General features: G+C 61.1%; 15 protein-coding genes and 1 pseudogene. All 16 read left to right on the forward strand.

Annotation, left to right across the window (positions count from 1 at the left end):
- Nucleotides 1-125: 125 nt before the first annotated feature.
- Entirely contained in the window at nucleotides 126-2,399 is a 2,274-nt protein-coding gene (locus E5790_RS20760; RefSeq protein WP_005413356.1) for an FdhF/YdeP family oxidoreductase, read from the forward strand.
- 31 nt (nucleotides 2,400-2,430) lie between these two features.
- The gene (gene moaA, locus E5790_RS20765) at nucleotides 2,431-3,471 is read left to right on the forward strand and encodes a GTP 3',8-cyclase MoaA (RefSeq protein ID WP_005413355.1); all 1,041 of its coding nucleotides are present in this window, start codon (nucleotides 2,431-2,433) and stop codon (nucleotides 3,469-3,471) included.
- A gap of 8 nt (nucleotides 3,472-3,479) precedes the next feature.
- Nucleotides 3,480-4,493, forward strand: a complete 1,014-nt coding sequence (moaCB, locus tag E5790_RS20770) for a bifunctional molybdenum cofactor biosynthesis protein MoaC/MoaB (protein ID WP_032966747.1) — start codon at nucleotides 3,480-3,482, stop codon at nucleotides 4,491-4,493.
- Complete coding sequence (glp, locus tag E5790_RS20775; RefSeq protein WP_005413353.1) at nucleotides 4,490-5,743, forward strand: gephyrin-like molybdotransferase Glp; 1,254 nt, start codon at nucleotides 4,490-4,492, stop codon at nucleotides 5,741-5,743. Before moaCB ends, glp begins: the two co-directional genes overlap by 4 nt.
- The gene (locus E5790_RS20780) at nucleotides 5,743-6,003 is read left to right on the forward strand and encodes a MoaD/ThiS family protein (protein WP_005413352.1); all 261 of its coding nucleotides are present in this window, start codon (nucleotides 5,743-5,745) and stop codon (nucleotides 6,001-6,003) included. Before glp ends, E5790_RS20780 begins: the two co-directional genes overlap by 1 nt.
- A gap of 3 nt (nucleotides 6,004-6,006) precedes the next feature.
- A complete protein-coding gene (locus tag E5790_RS20785; RefSeq protein WP_005413351.1) occupies nucleotides 6,007-6,525 on the forward strand; it encodes a molybdenum cofactor biosynthesis protein MoaE in 519 nt (172 codons plus the stop codon).
- A complete protein-coding gene (locus E5790_RS20790) occupies nucleotides 6,491-7,057 on the forward strand; it encodes a molybdenum cofactor guanylyltransferase (RefSeq protein ID WP_005413350.1) in 567 nt (188 codons plus the stop codon). The genes E5790_RS20785 and E5790_RS20790 overlap by 35 nt, the downstream gene beginning before the upstream one ends.
- Nucleotides 7,054-7,413, forward strand: a complete 360-nt coding sequence (locus E5790_RS20795) for a hypothetical protein (protein WP_032966746.1) — start codon at nucleotides 7,054-7,056, stop codon at nucleotides 7,411-7,413. The genes E5790_RS20790 and E5790_RS20795 overlap by 4 nt, the downstream gene beginning before the upstream one ends.
- A gap of 87 nt (nucleotides 7,414-7,500) precedes the next feature.
- Entirely contained in the window at nucleotides 7,501-8,244 is a 744-nt protein-coding gene (modA, locus tag E5790_RS20800; protein WP_032966745.1) for a molybdate ABC transporter substrate-binding protein, read from the forward strand.
- 3 nt (nucleotides 8,245-8,247) lie between these two features.
- The gene (modB, locus tag E5790_RS20805; RefSeq protein ID WP_005413347.1) at nucleotides 8,248-8,931 is read left to right on the forward strand and encodes a molybdate ABC transporter permease subunit; all 684 of its coding nucleotides are present in this window, start codon (nucleotides 8,248-8,250) and stop codon (nucleotides 8,929-8,931) included.
- A pseudogene (locus tag E5790_RS20810) lies at nucleotides 8,921-9,577 on the forward strand (ATP-binding cassette domain-containing protein); the annotation flags it as partial. The gene modB and the pseudogene E5790_RS20810, both read left to right, overlap by 11 nt.
- Before the next feature lie 688 nt (nucleotides 9,578-10,265).
- Nucleotides 10,266-11,663, forward strand: coding sequence for a sigma-54 dependent transcriptional regulator (locus E5790_RS20815; protein WP_100468442.1), 1,398 nt, complete (start codon nucleotides 10,266-10,268; stop codon nucleotides 11,661-11,663).
- A 9-nt stretch (nucleotides 11,664-11,672) separates the two neighbouring features.
- Nucleotides 11,673-13,694 (forward strand): cache domain-containing protein, encoded by a 2,022-nt coding sequence (locus E5790_RS20820; protein WP_005413345.1) that lies wholly within the window; start codon nucleotides 11,673-11,675, stop codon nucleotides 13,692-13,694.
- Between the two features lie 120 nt (nucleotides 13,695-13,814).
- Entirely contained in the window at nucleotides 13,815-14,750 is a 936-nt protein-coding gene (locus E5790_RS20825) for a bestrophin family protein (protein ID WP_238380115.1), read from the forward strand.
- A gap of 234 nt (nucleotides 14,751-14,984) precedes the next feature.
- Nucleotides 14,985-16,964: an excinuclease ABC subunit UvrB gene (gene uvrB / locus E5790_RS20830; protein WP_005413344.1), complete on the forward strand. Its 1,980-nt coding sequence runs from the start codon at nucleotides 14,985-14,987 to the stop codon at nucleotides 16,962-16,964.
- 212 nt (nucleotides 16,965-17,176) lie between these two features.
- The gene (gene frmR / locus E5790_RS20835; protein WP_017354484.1) at nucleotides 17,177-17,452 is read left to right on the forward strand and encodes a formaldehyde-responsive transcriptional repressor FrmR; all 276 of its coding nucleotides are present in this window, start codon (nucleotides 17,177-17,179) and stop codon (nucleotides 17,450-17,452) included.
- The last annotated feature ends 437 nt before the right edge of the window (nucleotides 17,453-17,889 follow it).

The following is a 17,889-nucleotide window of genomic DNA, read 5'->3' on the forward strand; positions in this document are numbered from 1 at the left end:
GATTCGATCCCCGGCGTGTACGCCGGACGTCTTGTCTGGGCAGGGTGGACATACTGTCCGTGGAAGGGGAGGCCGTCGCGTGCTTAACTTTTCCCACTCCCAATTGCATGCTGCGAGTGCCTGTCATGTCAGAGCAGAAGATCCCCCGTTACAAAGCCTACGACCATCCTGCCGGTGGTTGGGGTGCCGCCGGTGCAACCGCCAAGGTTCTGATGCAGCAGAGCGTCATTGCCAAGGGATCTAAAGCGCTCTTGTCGATGAATCAGCCTGGGGGATTCAAGTGCCCCAGTTGCGCTTTCCCGGATGCAGATCACACCAAGAAGCTGGAGTTCTGCGAAAACGGTGCGAAGGCCTTGGCATGGGAGGCAACCAAGCATCGCGCCACGCGTGAGTTCTTCGCGGAGCACACTGTCCAGGAGCTGATGGCGCAGTCCGACTATTGGCTGGAGATGCAGGGTCGATTGACCGAGCCGATGCGATATGACCCGGTAACCGACCATTACGTTCCTTGTAGCTGGGATGAAGCCTTCGCGCTGATCGGGCGACACCTGCAGGCCCTGTCCAGCCCGCATGAGGCTGAGTTCTACACCTCGGGGAGGACGCCGAACGAAGCCGCGTTCCTGTACTCGATCTTCGTGCGCGAGTTCGGAACCAACAACTTCCCGGACTGCTCGAACATGTGCCACGAGCCGACCAGCCGGGGGTTGCCGCCGGCAATTGGCGTCGGCAAGGGCACTATCGTGCTCGATGACTTTGAGCATGCTGAGGCCATCTTCGTCATCGGCCAGAACACAGGCACCAACTCACCACGAATGATGTCCAACCTGGTGGAGGCGCGGAAGCGTAATGCTCCAATTGTCGCGGTCAATCCTATGCCGGAACGTGCGCTGATTCGCTTTGCCGAGCCCCAAGACGTCGTGCAAATGGCCACGTTTGGCTCCACCGCGATTTCCAGTGAATTTGTACACATTCGCATCGGCGGTGACCTGGCCCTGATCAAGGGCATCATGAAGGCTATGTTCGAGCGGGAAGCGGCCGGCGAGTCTGTTCTCGATCACGAATTCCTGACCGAGCACACCGTCGGGCTGGAGGCATTGCGTGAAGAAGTGATGTCCCTGGAGTGGAGCCAGATCCTCCAAGTGTCCGGGATCAAGAAGGAGCAGATTCTGCGTTGTGCAGAGATCTACATCCGTTCCCGTGCGACCATTATCTGCTATGGCATGGGCCTGACCCAGCACCAGCAAGGATCTCGCCTTTTGCAGCAGGTTGCCAATCTGCTGATGCTGCGCGGCAACTTCGGAAAGCCCGGGGCGGGCATTGCTCCTATTCGCGGCCATTCCAACGTGCAAGGCGACCGTACCGTCGGCATTGATGAGAAGCCGACGCAACGCTACCTGGACCAAGTTCGCGACGTGTTCGGGTTCGAACCGCCGCGCGAACATGGGCACCATGTGGTTGAGTCTATTGAGGCGATGCTGGCTGGAACCGCCAAGGTCTTCATCGGCATGGGCGGGAACTTCATCCATGCTGTTCCTGATACCGAAATTGCCTACAGGGCAATGCGTGGTCTTGAGCTTACGGTTGGCATCGCCACCAAACTCAACCGTGGCCACCTAGTGCATGGCAAGGAGGCGCTGATCCTACCGGTGGTGGCGCGCTCGGAGTGGATCCATACCCCGCTAGGTGAGCAGTTTGTCACCATCGAGGATGCCATGTCGAATGTCACCGCATCCCGTGGAGTGCTGGAGCCTGTGAGTGAACATGTTCTTCCGGAAGTTGAGATCGTGTGCCGCATGGCAATGGCAACACTGCCGGACAGCAAGGTCGACTGGGCAGCTTGCATGCACGATTACAACCATGTTCGTGAGCTGATCGCGGCGGTCTATCCCGGCATCTACGCAGACTTCAATGAACGGATCCAGGCGCCGCGTGGCTTCCACTTGGACATTCCGCCGCGCCGCCGTGAGTGGCCGACACCTAACGGGAAGGCCAATATTCTGGTGTTGCCGGGTCTTGAAGTGAACGACCTGGTCGAGGATCCCACTATGCTTCGGCTGGCCACGGTTCGCTCCCATGACCAGTACAACACGACAATCTACAGCTACAACGATCGCTATCGCGGTGTGTACAACGATCGAATGATCCTCTTCATGAACCTGGAAGATCGAGTAGCACGAGGGATTGGGAAGGAGGAACAGGTGAGCCTCGAGACGATCTCCAGTGATGGCGTCTGCCGGCGGGTCGATGGGTTGACTGTGCTTGACTATCCGATGCCGCGTGGCGCGATTGCGGGCTACTACCCTGAACTCAATCCACTGCTACCTCTGGATTACTTCGATCGCATCAGTGGTACCCCCGCGGCGAAGTCGATCCCGGTCAGGGTGGTCATTTCACAGTGATTGCGCCGGCATGTCGTAGGGAGGACTAAGAATGTCAGCCGAGCTCATTCGGGCGCCAGAGCCGGTAGGTGAGGGCGCACTGGCAGGTCATCCCCGCCAACTCACCGACGGTTTCGGACGCAGCTTTCCGTACCTGCGCCTGTCGTTGACCGAAGCCTGCAACTTCCGTTGCAGCTACTGCCTGCCCGACGGTTACCAGGCCGACGGCCGCCCGCGCTTCCTGCAGGTGGATGAAATCGCGCGCCTGGTGCGTGCGTTCGCGGCGCTGGGCATGAGCAAGATCCGCCTGACCGGCGGTGAGCCGAGCCTGCGCAAGGATCTGGACGAGATCATCGCCACCGTGGCGGCGGTGCCGGGCATCGCCAAGGTGGCTATCACCACCAATGGCACGCTGCTGCCGCGGCGCCTGCCGGGCTGGCACCGCGCCGGGCTGACGGCGTTGAACGTGAGCATGGACAGCCTGCAGCGCGAGCGCTTCGCAACCATCACCGGGCATGACCGGTTGCCGGAAATCGAGCAGGGCCTGGCCTTGGCGCAGGCACTGGGCCTGCCGGCCATCAAGCTCAATGCGGTGCTGCTGCGTGGCCTGAATGATGATGAGCTGCCGCAGTGGATGGACTACCTGCGCGAGCGCCCCTTCAGCGTGCGCTTCATCGAACTGATGCGCACCGGCGACAACGAAGCCTATTTCCAGCGCCATCACCTGCGCGCCGACGTGGTGATCGAGCAGCTGCTGGCTGCCGGCTGGCACGAACGCCCGCGCGCGGCCGACGCCGGCCCGGCGCGCGAATTCGGCCACCCCGACCATCGCGGCCGCATCGGCATCATCGCGCCGTATTCGCGTGATTTCTGCAAGGGCTGCAACCGCCTGCGGGTGACCGCCAAGGGCGACCTGCGGCTGTGCCTGTTCGGCGAGTTCGGCGTGCCGCTGCGGCCGCTGCTGCAGAACGACGACGACCATGACGCGCTGCTGGCACGCATCACCACCCAGCTTGGCCTGAAAGCGGCCGGGCATGGACTGCACCAGGGCCAGACCGGGCTGACCCCGCACCTGGCCTCCATCGGAGGATGAGCAACACGATGAGTGGGGAATTGAATGCGGCCTTCCATATGGCCGATGTCCGCGACAAGCGCATCACCCGCCGACGGGCGGTGGCGGTGGGCGAGCTGCACGCCGGTCCGGTGGCCTATCCGCTGATCGTCGAGCGCCGCCTGCCCAAGGGCGATGCGCTGGTGATGGCCGAGATTGCCGGCCTGCAGGGCGCCAAGATGGCCTCGACGCTGATGCCACTGTGCCACCCGCTGCCGCTGGAACTGGTGCAGGTGTTCTGCGCGCCGGTACCGGAACGGCAGGCGATCCGAGTGTGGTGCGAGTGCGCCAGCGAGGCGCGCACCGGCGTGGAGATGGAGGCACTGGCCGGCGTCAACGCGGCGCTGCTGACCCTGTACGACCTGAGCAAGCCGGTGGAGCCGGCGCTGCGCATCGAAGGCATCCGCCTGCTGTTCAAGGAAGGCGGCAAGCGCGGTGTCTGGCTGCACCCCGACGGCATGGACGATGCCGAGCGCACGCGTTTCAAGCCGCGTGCGCCGAAGGGCCTGGAGGGCGCGGCCTGCGCGGTGATCACGCTGAGCGATCGCGCCAGCGACGGCACCTATGAGGATATCTCTGGCCCGACCCTGGTGACCGGCCTGAAAAAGCTGGGCGGCGAGGTGGTGGCCGCTGAGGTGTTGCCCGATGGCATCGAGCCATTGGCGGGCCGCCTGCAGGCCTTGGCCGCCGAGGGCGTGCGCCTGTGCCTGTGTACCGGCGGTACCGGGCTGGGCCCGCGTGATTTGACCCCGGAGGCGTTGCGTTCCTTGAACGCGCGGCCGGTACATGGCCTGGCGCAGATGGTGCGGGCACTGAGTGCACAGCACACGCCGATGGCCTGGCTGAGCCGCGCCGAGGTGGTGCAACTGGGCGGCATGCTGGTGTTCGCGCTGCCGGGCAGCCCGAAGGCGGCGGCACAGTGCCTGGACATCCTGGCGCCGGTGCTCGGCCACGCACTGGCGATGGTCGATGGCGGCGGCCATGCCCATGGGGGCGCGGCATGATTGCCTACAGCGACGCCCTGCAACACCTGCTGGACGCGGCCACGGCGCTGCCGGCCGAGACCCTGCGCCTGCATGAGGCCGCGGGCCGGACGCTGGCTGCCGACATCCACAGTGGGCAGTCGCTGCCGCCGTTCGACAACTCGGCGATGGACGGCTTCGCGCTGCGCGCCGAGGGCCGGGTGTTCGAGCCGGGTACCGAATTCGCGGTGCAGGGCTGGCAGGCCGCCGGTGATGCCAGCGCAGAAGGCGGCGAGGGTGCGTGGGAAATCATGACCGGCGCACGCATGCCATCCGGGCTGGATACGGTGGTGCCAGTCGAGAATGTGCAGGTCCTTGCCAGCGACGCGGGCCGGCCGACCCGCATCGCGCTGACCGCGACGGTGAAGCCGGGCCAGAACGTGCGCCTGCGCGGCCAGGACGTGAGCGAAGGCGAGCGTGTGCTGCAGGCCGGGCAGGTGCTGGATATCAATGCGCGCACCCTGCTGCACGCCCTGGGCGTGGGTGAGGTGGCGGTGGTGGCGCGGCCGAGGGCGGCGGTGATCGCCACCGGCAAGGAACTGGTGACCGAGGCGGCGCAGGCGCTGGAATCGGGCCAGATCCGTGACAGCAATCGCCCCTACCTGGTGGGCCGCCTGCAGGCGGCCGGTGCCGAGGTGGTCTGGCAGGGCACGGTGGGTGATGAGGTGGCCGCGTTCAATGCCGTGCTGGATGAGGCGTTGGCCGCCGGCGCGCAGGTGTTGATCAGTACCGGCGCGGTCTCGGCCGGTCGCTACGACTTCGTTCCGGATGCGCTGCGCGAGCGTGGTGCACGCATCGTATTCCACAAGGTGGCGATCCGCCCGGGCAAGCCGCTGCTGTTCGCGGTGCTGCCCAATGGCGCACTGTACTTCGGCCTGCCGGGCAACCCGGTCTCCGCTGCCGTGGGCCAGCGCTTCTTCGTCGAGCCGGTGCTACGCCGCCTGTTGGGGCTGGCGCCGGAAGTCATGTTGCAGCTGCCGCTGCAGGCCGACGTGCGAAAGCCGCCGGGCCTGCGCTTCCACGCGCGTGCGCGGGTGGAAATGGACGGGCAGGGGCGCCTGAGTGCGCGTGTGCTGTCCGGGCAGGAGTCGTTCCGTTTGATGTCCATGCTGCAGGCCAACGCCTGGGTGGTGCTGGAGGCCGAGGGTGACCTGGCCAGCGCCGGCACCTACGTGCGCGTGCAGGGCTGGGGTCACCACGAACCGCTGCAGCTGGTGAGCCAGGAGTCATGATGAAACAGGTGAATCTGCAATTGTTCGGTGCGTTTTCCGATCTGGATGCCAGCCGCGAAATCGCCGTCGATGTGGCCGGTGGCACCGTGGCCGACCTGCGCCAGGCGTTGCGCGAACTGCTGCCGCTGCGCTGGCCGGATTTCCGTGCCGGCCTGCTGGATTATTCGGCGTTCGCCGACCAGCAACGCGTGCTGCGTGACCACGAGGCGCTGCCCGACGATGGCCGGGTGGCGATCCTGCCGCCCGTGAGCGGGGGCTGAGCGATGAGCGGGAAGATCATCGCGAAGGTGGTGGACCGCGCGCAGGCGGCGATCGATCCGGCCGAAGGCATCGCGGCGGTATCTGATCCGGGCTTCGGTGGCATCGACGTGTTCATCGGCAAGGTGCGCGACGTCAACATCGGCCGGCCGGTGACCGGGATCACCTACGACCTGTTCGAGCCGTTGGTGTTGAACGAGTTCAAGCGCCTGGCCGCCGAGGTCGAGGCGACGTTCGGTCCGAAGCTGAAGCTGTATGTGGCCCACGCCAAGGGCCGGTTGGGCATTGGCGATGTGGCGGTGGTGGTGGCTGCCGGCAGCCCGCATCGAGACGAGGCGTTCCGGGCCTGCCGGCAGTTGATCGAGGCGGTGAAGCACCAGTGCCCGATCTGGAAGCAGGAGCATTACGAGGACGGCGACAGCGAGTGGACCGAAGGCTGCAGTCTCTGCCATGCGGATAACGAACCCACGCAAGCTCATGACAATGCCCATGAATGTGCACACGATCACGAACATTCCCACTGACGGCATCGTGCTGGCCGGTGGTCTTTCCAGCAGGATGGGCCGTGACAAGGCGCTGCTACCGTGGCACGGGCGAACCCTGCTAGAGCACATGCGTGGCCTGCTGCGACAGGCAGGTGCGGAAAGGGTATGGGTGAGTGGCAACTACCCGGCCTTCGGTGGCATTCCTGATCGCGTGGCACGCTGCGGCCCGTTGGGCGGGCTCTACAGTGTGGCCATGTGCATGCCGGACGCTGCCGCTCTGGTGCTTCCGGTGGATACGCCCAATGTGACCCCGGCGTTACTACAACGGTTACGTGATGCGCCTTCGGCTGCCTGTGTGCTGTTTGCGGAAGAACCCCTGCCGATGCGGTTGCAGATTGATGACCATTGCCGGCATGTGTTGCGGGAATTGATCGAGAATCCGGCGGCGCACCGCTCGCTACGCGCCCTGCGAGAACGCTTGGGCGCAATCGAGCTGCCACTGGCGGATAGCGAATACGACCAGCTACTCAACTGCAACACCTCAACCGAGCTCGAGTTCATTGCATCATGAAAGTCCAGCTACAGCGGCAGGCAGTTCGTCTGCGCGTTGATGAAGAGGAGCTAGCGCAGTTGCTGGCCGGCGAATCGGTGGAGAACCTGACGCGGTTCGGCGGCGATCGCGGCTGGGGCATGGTGCTATCACTGCATGCAGGGCAACAGGCGGTGCTTCTGGAGGGGAGCGAGTACTGCCGGTTGATGCTTCCTCGCGAAGCGGTTCAGTCCTTGGCATCACGTTTGCCCTGTCGTGATGGTCTTGGTTTTGGCATCGCGCTGGGTGATGACATCTCGCTGCAGCTTCAATTCGATGTGGATGTACGAGACAGCCTGCGCCAACGAGGTCCGCACCGTCGTGCACCCTCTGCCTAGCTCTGGGCGGGCCACCTATGTAGCGCCTGCGATGCCAAGGATAGGCGGTGAAACCGATCTAAACCCAACCAAACGGGGAAACCAATGATGAAACGAGCTGGACTGTTGTTGCTGGGACTGCTGGCCACGGTGCCGGCCTGGGCGGCCGAGCTGACGGTGTCGGCGGCATCGAGCCTGACCGAGAGCTTCCGCGAGCTGGGCGCCGCCTATGAGAAGGCGCACCCGGGGACCAAGGTCGACTTCAACTTCGCCGCGTCTGGCGTACTGCTGCAGCAGATCAGCCGCGGCGCACCGGTGGATGTGTTCGCGTCGGCCGACGAAACCACGATGGACCAGGCCCAGCAGCAGGACCTGCTGGCGGCCGGTACCCGCGAGGTGTTCGCGGTGAATGCGCTGTGGGTGGTGGTGCCGCCGCAGGCCAAGGCCTCGCCGCGTACCCTGAAGGATCTGGCCGGTGCCGGCGTGCAGCGCATCGCGCTGGGCAACCCGGACAGCGTGCCGGTCGGACGCTATGCCAAGGGCGCGCTGGAAGCGGCAGGCCTGTGGCCGTCAGTGCAGGGCAAGACCATCACCACGCAGAACGTACGCCAGTCGCTGGATTACGTGGCGCGCGGTGAAGTGGATGCCGGCTTCGTCTATGCCACCGACGCACAGGCGATGCCCGACCGGGTGCGCTGTGCCTTCGCGGTGCCGGTGGCGGGGCGCATTGCCTATCCGTTGGCGGTGACCAAGGCCAGCGCGCAACCGGCTGAAGCAAAGCGCTTCACCGCCTTCGTGCGTTCGGCACAGGGCCAGGCGATCCTGGCCAAGCACGGGTTCGGCAAGCCCTGAGGCATGGATCTCGACTGGAGCGCACTGTGGTTGTCGCTGAAGGTGGCCGGCTGGGCCACTGCGATCAATCTGGTGCTGGGCGTGGCACTGGGCGCGCTGCTGGCGCGTCGGCGATTTCCCGGCCGTGAGCTGCTGGATTCACTGCTCACCCTTCCGATGGTGCTGCCACCGACCGTGCTGGGTTATTACCTGCTGGTGCTGATCGGTCGCAACGGCCCGATCGGCGCGTGGTTGCAGTCGTGGTTCGGCATCAACCTGGTATTCACCTGGCAGGCTGCAGTGATTGCTGCGGCGGTGGCCTCGCTGCCGCTGGTGTTCAAGCCGGCACGCGCGGCGTTCGAGGAAGTGGACGGTCAGCTGGAACAGGCCGCACGCACGCTGGGTGTGTCCGAAGCGGCGGTGTTTTTCCGCATCACGCTGCCACTGGCCTGGCGCGGCATACTCGCTGGCCTGTTGCTGGCGTTTGCACGCGCGATGGGCGAGTTCGGCGCGACACTGATGGTGGCGGGCAGCATTCCGGGCCGCACGCAGACGTTGTCGATCGCCATCTACGAGGCGGTGCAGGCCGGCCAGGATGGCAAGGCAAATGCGCTGGTGATCCTGACTTCGGTGGTCTGTATCGTGATCCTGTTGCTGGCCGCGCGGCTGGTGGGCGGGCGTCGCCGGGAGCTGCGCGATGTGGCTTGACCTGCAGGTGCAGCGCGGCCTGCAGGGGGCCGGCCAGGATTTTGTGTTGGACGTATCGCTGCAGTGCACGCAGCGGCAGGTGGTGCTGTTCGGGCCTTCAGGCGCCGGCAAGAGCCTGACTTTGAAGGCGGTGGCTGGGCTGCTACGGCCGGGCCAGGGTCATGTACGGCTGCAGGGGCAGACCCTGTTTGATGCGGCCACCGGCGTGGATCTGCCGCCGCAACGCCGCCGGCTGGGCTACGTGTTCCAGGATTACGCGTTGTTCCCGCATCTGAGCGTGCGCCAGAACGTGGCGTTCGGTCTGGAGAAGGGGTGGTTGAATCCGCGGATCGGCCAGCGCTTCGATGCGGTGGAGCAGTGGTTGCACGCATTCCGCATCGACACGGTGGGCGATCTGCTGCCCTCGCAGGTCTCCGGTGGCCAACGCCAGCGTACCGCCTTGGCACGCGCCCTGGTGACGCAGCCGCAGGCGCTGCTGCTGGATGAACCGTTCTCCGCGCTGGACCATGATCTTCGCCAGCACCTGCGGCAGGAGCTGGAGGCCGTGCTGGACGGGGCCGGTATTCCACTGCTGCTGATCAGCCATGATCCCAACGACATTGAGATATTTGGGGGCCAGATCGCCTGCATCGAAAATGGGCGACTGACCTCTCCTCCCGGCTCGCGTCAGAGGCCGACCCGTCAGCCCCGCCTTCTACCATCCTTAGTCAGCTCCCCAACAAGCCCGGGTCTTGAGGGGAAGAGCAACTATCAGTCGGTCGGAGACTCAGAGAGCCCAAAGCCACGATACATCTGCCCGCGAGCCGCGCAAATGGGAGACGACCCTGGTGCATAGGCATCTCTATGCCGGTAGGCGAGCGGTAGGGCCTGAACCTTCTTGCAAGGCGAATCGACTCGCCCGCGCTTGGCCGCGCTGCGTGGCTCCGGCCGAGGCGGGGACAACGCGCACCCAGCGCTTCCCATATGGCCGAATTGGCGTAATGATCCGCTCGAAGGGAGCGAGACTTCTCCAGCCTCCCGTGGCGGCCGACCGCCAAGGGGCTTGGAGGGGCACGGAGGCCATTGGCGCTCTGGGCAATATGGCGAGGAGCCCCCGGTCCGTTTGGCCACCAAGAGGTCGATACGAGGCTCATAGGGCAAGAATTCCGGATTGGCATATGACTGAGGTCGACAGCATTGAACGTCTCAGACTGGCCTTTGGTGCACAACGTCCTACGTCGTGAGAGGGGGTGTTTTGTTCGATATGTCACCCGTCATCTAGCGGTCGAAAGATCGAAATGAACTCGACCACGAATCGACGGAACTAGCCACGCTTCAATTGTACTGAGGGAAACATGACGCCAAAGAGCGCCAACCAATCTTCCGAAGAGCGCGCAAACGGCGATCTTGCATGGCCGGACCTTGCGCGCTCATCGATACTGATCGTTGACGACGAACCTGGCATGCGTAGCTTCTTGGTTCGTGCCTTGCGACCGCGATGCAAAGCTGTGGAAGCTGCAGCTGACACCATTGAAGCGGAGCAGCATCTGACGGAGCGCCACTTTGACATCGTGATTGTGGACAACGTGTTGCCAGGGAAGAGTGGCATCGCGTGGCTGGAGGACCAGCGCAGGGGAGGGGTCTTGGCCGACTTCATTCTGATTACTGCGTACGCAGACTTGGATTCCGCTATCGGCGCTATCCGCGCGGGAGCGGCTGATTTTCTTCTCAAGCCTTTCAGAACCAATCAGTTGCTGGCCGCTATATCGCGCTGCCTGGAACGCGGTCGCCTACGGCGGGAGAATGCCATTCTCCGTCACGAGCTACATGGCTCCGGTGCACCAGCTGCGCTTCGAGACAGGCTCACAGGTAGCTCGCGTGCGATTCAGGCCACCAAGGATCTGATCGCGAAGGTCGCACCACTGCCCAGTAGCGTGCTGTTCACTGGAGAATCCGGCTCTGGAAAGGAGGTTGCCGCAAGATCGCTGCACGCGTTGTCCGCACGGGCATCTCATCCTTTCATTCCAATAAATTGTGCAGCTGTTCCCAGCGAGTTGATTGACGTTGAACTGTTCGGGAGTCTCAAAGGAACGTTCAGTGGAGCGAACTCGCCTCGCCAAGGACTGGTCGCCTATGCAGAAGGCGGAACATTGCTGTTTGACGAAGTCGCTGATCTTCCCTTGGCTCTCCAAGGAAAGCTGCTAAGGATGCTTGAAGATAGACGGATACGACCAGTTGGCGCAGATCGGGAGATTCCGATCGATGTCAGATTCATCTTCTCAACCAACAAGAATTTGGTTGCGGAAGTGAAGAATGGAACATTCCGGTCGGATCTCTACTATCGCATCAACGTTCTCGAGGTGTCGCTTCCTCGCCTTCATGACCGCGGCGCTGATGTGTTGGAGCTGGCGGCGGGCTTCATGCGTGAGCTGGGGCTGCAGCTTGGCCTTCAACCGATTCCGATCGACGAAAGGACCCGGGCATATCTTCAGAGCTACTCGTGGCCCGGGAACGTCCGCGAGCTTCACAACTACGTTGAGCGTAGCCTGATACTCGGACACTTTCCGACTCAGCTTGAGCGGTTGGAGTCACTCTCTGACCCACGAAGCCGGCTGCTCTCGGAGGTCGAGCGCAGGCACATCCTTGCAGTGCTTCGAGAGACTGGCGGAGATCGCGAAAGAGCGGCCACGATCTTGGGCATATCGCGAAAGACGATTGATCGTAAGTGCTCCAGTTGGAATGTATCAGCCTAGGAATCTGCAATGAACCGAGCGCGATCAGTTCGCTTCCGCCTGCTTCTAATCGCGATCCTTCCAATGTTTGTGATCCTGCCGGCTATCGTCGGCGGACTCATCTACCAATGGGATTTGCGCTTCGACCGACTGCTCGCCTCGAAGGTTGGCGGGGACCTGAAAGTTGCGGGACAGTACATGAACCAGCTGCTCGTCAACGACCGCGCGACGCTGGCTGCGATTGCTGATTCGCAGAGCTTCCATGGCGTCATTAGCCAGGGGGTCAACAAGAATGCAGAGCTTGGCAGCCTACTAGCGTCGAAAGCCCAAGGTGGTTCACTAGACTTCATCGCACTGTTGGATTCAAACGGTCGCTTGTTGGCTAGTAGCGAGCCGGCCTCGCCAGCTGAGCTTGACTTGGACTGGTCAGTCATCGAAAAGGCCCTGAAGGGGGCGTCCAGCGTGGAGGTGGGGGTGGTAAGCCGGGACGATCTGATGGAGATCTCCCCAAAGCTCGCTGCACGGGCCGAGGTCATTCGTCCGCATAACGCAAGGAATCCTGTCGATTCGGCCCAGAGTGAGAAGCGGGGCCTAATGATTCAAGCTGCAACGCCGGTTGCACTGCCAAACAATCAGGTCGGCGTCTTGATTGCGGGTACCCTGCTGAACCACAACACCGAATTCATCAAGCAGATCACTGATCTTGTCTACCGAGATAAGGCCCTGCGTACTGGCGCAACAGGGATAGCCTCCATCTTCCTTGGTGATACCCGCATCAGCACCAACGCGTTGTTGGCGGGAGGGAACCCAGCGTCGGGGACACGGGTGTCTTCTGAAGTGGCCGAGGCCGTGCTGGGCCAGGGAAAGACCTGGCAGGCAAGAGCCTACGTAGTCAATGATTGGTACATTGCCGGCTATATGCCCATTCTCAATGGCCGGGGCGTACCCATTGGTATGCTCTTCGTGGGCTTTCTGGAGGAGCCATTCACCACCGCCCGTCGAAATTCCATCGGAGCGATCGTGTTCGGTTGCCTGCTTGTTGCAGTCATCACCGTACCCCTTTTTCTGTACATCGCTCGCGGCGTGTTCAAGCCACTTGAGCGGATGGATCAGGCAATTGGACGGGTCAAGGCGGGTGACCGCAGTGCTCGCTCCGGAGCAGGGGCATCCAATGATGAAATCGGACGTGTCGCTTCGCACTTGGACCAGCTGCTCTGTCAGCTGGAAGAGAAGGAACGACAGCTGGTCGCCTGGAACGAGGAGCTCAATTCCAGGGTAGAGGAGCGAACTGCTGGTCTCGCACTAGCCAATAGACGGTTGGAAGAGACGACCCAGCACCTGATTGTCACTGAGAAGCTGGCAACAATTGGCGAGATCGCAGCAGGAATAGCGCACGAGATCAACAATCCGCTTGCCGTCATGCAGGGGAACCTCGAGCTTCTGCGTGACTCGATCAGGGAGCCCGAGGGTCAGCGGTTTGGAGAAGAGATTGACCTCATTGAGGATCAGATTGGGCGTATCAGCACCATTGTTTCCAAGTTGCTGCAGTTCTCCAAGCCCAGTGAGTACTCCGGTCATAGTGAGCTGCTAGAGCCTGCCACGCTGATGTTGGAGACGCTGCCCCTGATTCAACACCTCATCAAGCGCCATCCCGTGAAGATAGAGGAGAACTTCCTGTCCACACGGCTCGTAACGGGCAATCGGGGCGAGCTGCAGCAAATTCTTGTGAACCTCATGATCAATGCAATCTATGTGATGCAGAAGGGCGGAACGCTGGGATTGGCGACGTTGGACGTTGACGACGTTCATGGTCACCCTGGCGTCGCTTTGCGAGTCTCAGATACTGGAAGCGGCATTCCTCAGGATATTCTGGTCCGAATTTTTGAGCCATTCTTTACGACCAAACATCGTCAAGGTACCGGGCTGGGTCTTTCCATCAGTCAGATGCTTGCCAACCGCTACGGTGGCAGCCTGTCTGTGGAGAGAACCGGCCTGACAGGGACGGTCATTGAACTATGGATGCCCGAGGCTGCCGACGATGAACTGCATTAGACCTGCTGTAGCAGTGTCATGCGAACGGCGTGATGTCATTCGCATTTCGAACTCAAGTGGAAGGAATTTGTTGCCTGGGCGTATCGACGCCAGCAGTCGATCAATGAATCAGAGGTTGGCATGACACACCGTCTCCCAGATGTTGAAACGAGAATGCGAAGGCAGCCGACGTTGTGGGACGTTGCGTTTGCCGTCAGGGGTACCATCCTGCCCAGGATCGCATTGCATCTACTACTGATTAGCATTGTGACCGCAGGAGCGGTGCTCGCATCAACGGAGCATCCAGGAATCTTTGCTCGCTTCAGTGGCGTTCCGTTCACGCTCATTGGTATCGCACTTTCCGTATTCATGAGCTTTCGAAACAACGCTTGCTACTCCAGATGGTGGGAGGCGAGGCACCTTTGGGGTGACCTGGTCATAGCGTGTCGCTCGATAGCCAGGCAGACGTCCCTGCTGGATCCAAACAGCCGAGCACAGATCCTGCGAGGCCTGTGTGGCTTCAGTGCGGGCCTCTATTCTCGACTGCGCCGAGCCGACGAAGCCCATGCGATCGCACCTTGGTGGGATATTGGCAAGGCATCACAAGGCCCGAATCCGACGGACGCTGTGCTCCAGGGCATTGGCTTGAAGCTTGCCCATCTGGCTCATGAGGGAAGGATCGACTCGATTCAGTACTCGGTGCTGGATAAGCAGCTTGCCAACTTGGCTCGTATCCAAGGTGGGTGCGAGAGGATACTCAATACTCCGATTCCATTCTCGTATTCGCTGCTGCTTCACCGGACTGCGATCGTATTCTGCACAACGCTTCCTTTTGCGCTGGCAGGAACATTGGGGTGGTGGACCTTTCTACCGGTGCTCATTGTGGCGTACACGTTTTTTGGTCTCGATGCGCTGGGCCGTCAGCTGGAGGAGCCATTCAGTTCCGCGCCGAACGCGCTCCCGATCTACTCAATGCAGAGGACGATCGAGACAGAGCTAATGTCTACGCTGGCCCTGACTGTGGTCGATCAGGAGTCGGTACAGCAGCCAGTGCAGCAGCCACGTAGGGAGGAGTGAGGTGTGAGCGGAGGAAGGTCGGTGCACTTGTGAGGCCGCTCCGGCATTTTCCAGCAGGCAAGCTCATGCCCTAGCGTCAGTCAGCCATGGATTACGAGGCTCACCTGGAAAGAACTTGCCCAAAGGTAGCATTCGTGTCGCTCATCCGATTCTGTCCGCACGTATGCGGCGGAATATTCTAGACGGCTTTAACTTCCATAACGATCAAAAATTGAGCTAGCAGGAGCAAGAGTGATGTCAACAGATATGTTCGTGATGCATTCGGATCATACGCCGGCGGGGGATCAGCCCGAGGCGATTGCCAGGCTGATTGCTGGCATCGAGGAGGGAGCAACACATCAGACCTTGAAGGGAATTACAGGGTCAGGGAAGACCTTCACGATGGCCAATGTGATCCATCGGCTGAAGCGACCCACGCTCATTCTTGCGCCAAACAAGACGTTGACTGCTCAGCTCTACGGGGAGATGAAGGCGCTGTTCCCCGAGAACGCCGTGGAGTATTTCGTTTCCTACTACGACTTCTTCCAGCCAGAGGTCTATATCCCAGGTAGCGATCGTTACATCCAGAAAGACTCAGCCATCAATGATCACCTTGAGAGGCTTCGACTATCGACTACGAAGTCTCTGATTGAGCGTAGAGACGTGATTGTTGTCGCTTCGGTGTCCTCAATCTATGGACTGGGAGACCCACAGAGCTACCGGGATCTGCAGGTTGAGCTTGCGCTTGGAATCGAGCTGGATCAGAGGGACTTCCTGCGTCGGCTTGCATCGCTTCAGTACGACAGGACTGAGCGGACCCTGAAGCGTGGCACGTTCCGTGTGTCTGGCGATGTGGTCGATATTTTTCCCGCCGACTCTGAGTACAAGGCAATTAGAGTAGAGCTCACGGACGAGGGGAGAGTGCAGTCGCTCATCTGGATTGATGCGGTTACAGGGAAGAAGCTTGGCGATGAGACGCGCTACCTCGTTTCTCCAAAGACACTCTTCGCAAGCCCCAAAACAGAAATCAATGAGGCTACGAAGGCCATCCTCAAGGATTTGGAGGCCAGGGTGGCGGAGCTCAACGCATCTGGTCGAATCGTTGAGGCAAATAGGCTTTACGAGAAGATCACGAACGACGTGGAGATGATGAGGGAGCTGGGATATTGCTCTGGCATGGAGAACTACTCCAGTTACCTGAACTCAAAGCCGTCAGGAGCTAGGCCGACGACGCTCATGGACTACCTCCCGAAGGATGGCCTGCTATTTGTTGACGAGTCGCACGTCATGGTTCCTCAGATCGCGGCAATGTTCAGGAGCGATCAGAGCAGGAAGGAGACTCTAATCGAGTACGGGTTCCGTCTACCTTCGGCAATGAACAACAGACCGCTTAGCTTCTCTGAGTTTGAAGCCATCAAGCCCCAGACGATCTTCGTTTCGGCTACGCCTGGCGCCTATGAGATTGGGAGATCCAAGGGAAGATTGATTGACCAGCTCATCAGGCCCACTGGCTTGCTCGATCCGCTGGTAGAGGTGAGGCCTAGGGAGGGCTACAGGTGCGATCTTCTGTCAGAGATCGCCCGTTGTGTACGAGAGGGCGACAGGGTCTTGGTGACCACGCTGACAAAGGTGTCTGCTGAGGAGCTGTGCGAGTTCCTCGAGGATCAAGGGGTGCGTGCGAAGTACATGCACTCGGATATCAAGGCAGAGGATCGAGTTGAGATCATCAATGGGCTGAGGGCCGGCGAGTTCGATGTGCTAGTGGGTATCAGCCTGCTGAGAGAGGGGCTCGATATTCCCGAGGCCTCTCTGGTCGCTATCGTTGATGCGGACCAGGCGGGCTTCCTTCGGTCGAGCCAGGCCCTCATTCAGATGATTGGACGAGCTGCAAGAAACTCGCGCGGTAAGGCGATCATGTATGCCGATACGATCACCAGTGCGATGCGGCAGGCCATTTCTGAGACTGATGACAGGCGACAGCATCAGATCGCGTTCAATGAGGAGTTCGGCATCACCCCGTCAACGTCTCGCGGAATGTTGGGATCAACAGAGGCTCGCCCTGACCGGTCGCAAGCCCATTCAGCGGAGTTCTGCGCCAGCCTAGAAGATCTCTGTGATCGAATTACATCAAAGGAGCGACAGCTTCTGGATCTCTCTGATGCCGGGGACGAGGAGGAGATCGAGTTCGTCCGGCTGGAGCTAGACAAGCTATACCGCCAATTCATCTACATGTAACCACTCTCCCGAGTGGTGGGGCGTGGCTCCTGCAGGAGCCCGCCTTTTCTGGTGTGCGGGTGGGGCGAGAGGGGCCTTTCACTGGCCTCTGGCGGCTGCTCGAAATCAGGCGCAGACTCAGTTGACGGAGCTAAAGACCCTCCCAGATTGCTAGCTTGCATACTATCGGGGAGTATAGTATCGTCCCCTCATGTGATACGGACAGGTGCGCAATGCCTCACAGCCCTCGGGAGAAAAAGCAGGCCCTTACCCGCGTACGTCGGATCAGCGGACAGGTGGCTGCATTGGAGCAGGCTCTGGAGAGCGGGGCGGAATGTGCTGCAGTACTTCAGCAGCTTGCTGCTGTGCGCGGGGCGGTCAATGGTTTGATGGCGACGGTTCTGGAGAGCTATCTGCGTGAAGAGTTCCCGCATAGCGACACCCACACCGACTCTCAAAGGAAGTCGATTGACGAGACCATCTCTATTGTCCGCTCCTATCTCCGTTAGTCAGTTCGCGACATTGCTTGATGGCGCTAGTACTAAGTAGAGGAGGCAATCTATGGGTGTCCGAACTACTTCATTTCCAAGTAGAACCCGCCATTCCTAACCCCTTCGTGGGTTAGGGCGTCACGACTAGGACGTTGAGGCCTTTCCAGGAGGCTCCAAGGCATGCTGGATGATGTCAGTCGAGTTGCGCCTGTCTGTATTTCTTGGAGCGGGCAATCTCTGTCGGCATCGTTGCTTTCCGCATCTGACTGAGTCATGGCAGGCCCTTTGAAGTGAGCTTCCAGCCTCGTTGCGACTCCCATGTGGTCCGCGCCTGGCTTGGAAGGTGGGAGAGCAAGGGCCTGCGATCTATGCGGTGCCGTCCTCCCAGCTTGTTGTGGTTCCCACTACCGCCCTACACCAGAGCCGGTTCCACCACGCGACCTTTCGCTGAGCTA

Source organism: Stenotrophomonas sp. PAMC25021 (genome assembly GCF_004795795.1).
Classification (GTDB): domain Bacteria; phylum Pseudomonadota; class Gammaproteobacteria; order Xanthomonadales; family Xanthomonadaceae; genus Stenotrophomonas; species Stenotrophomonas muris.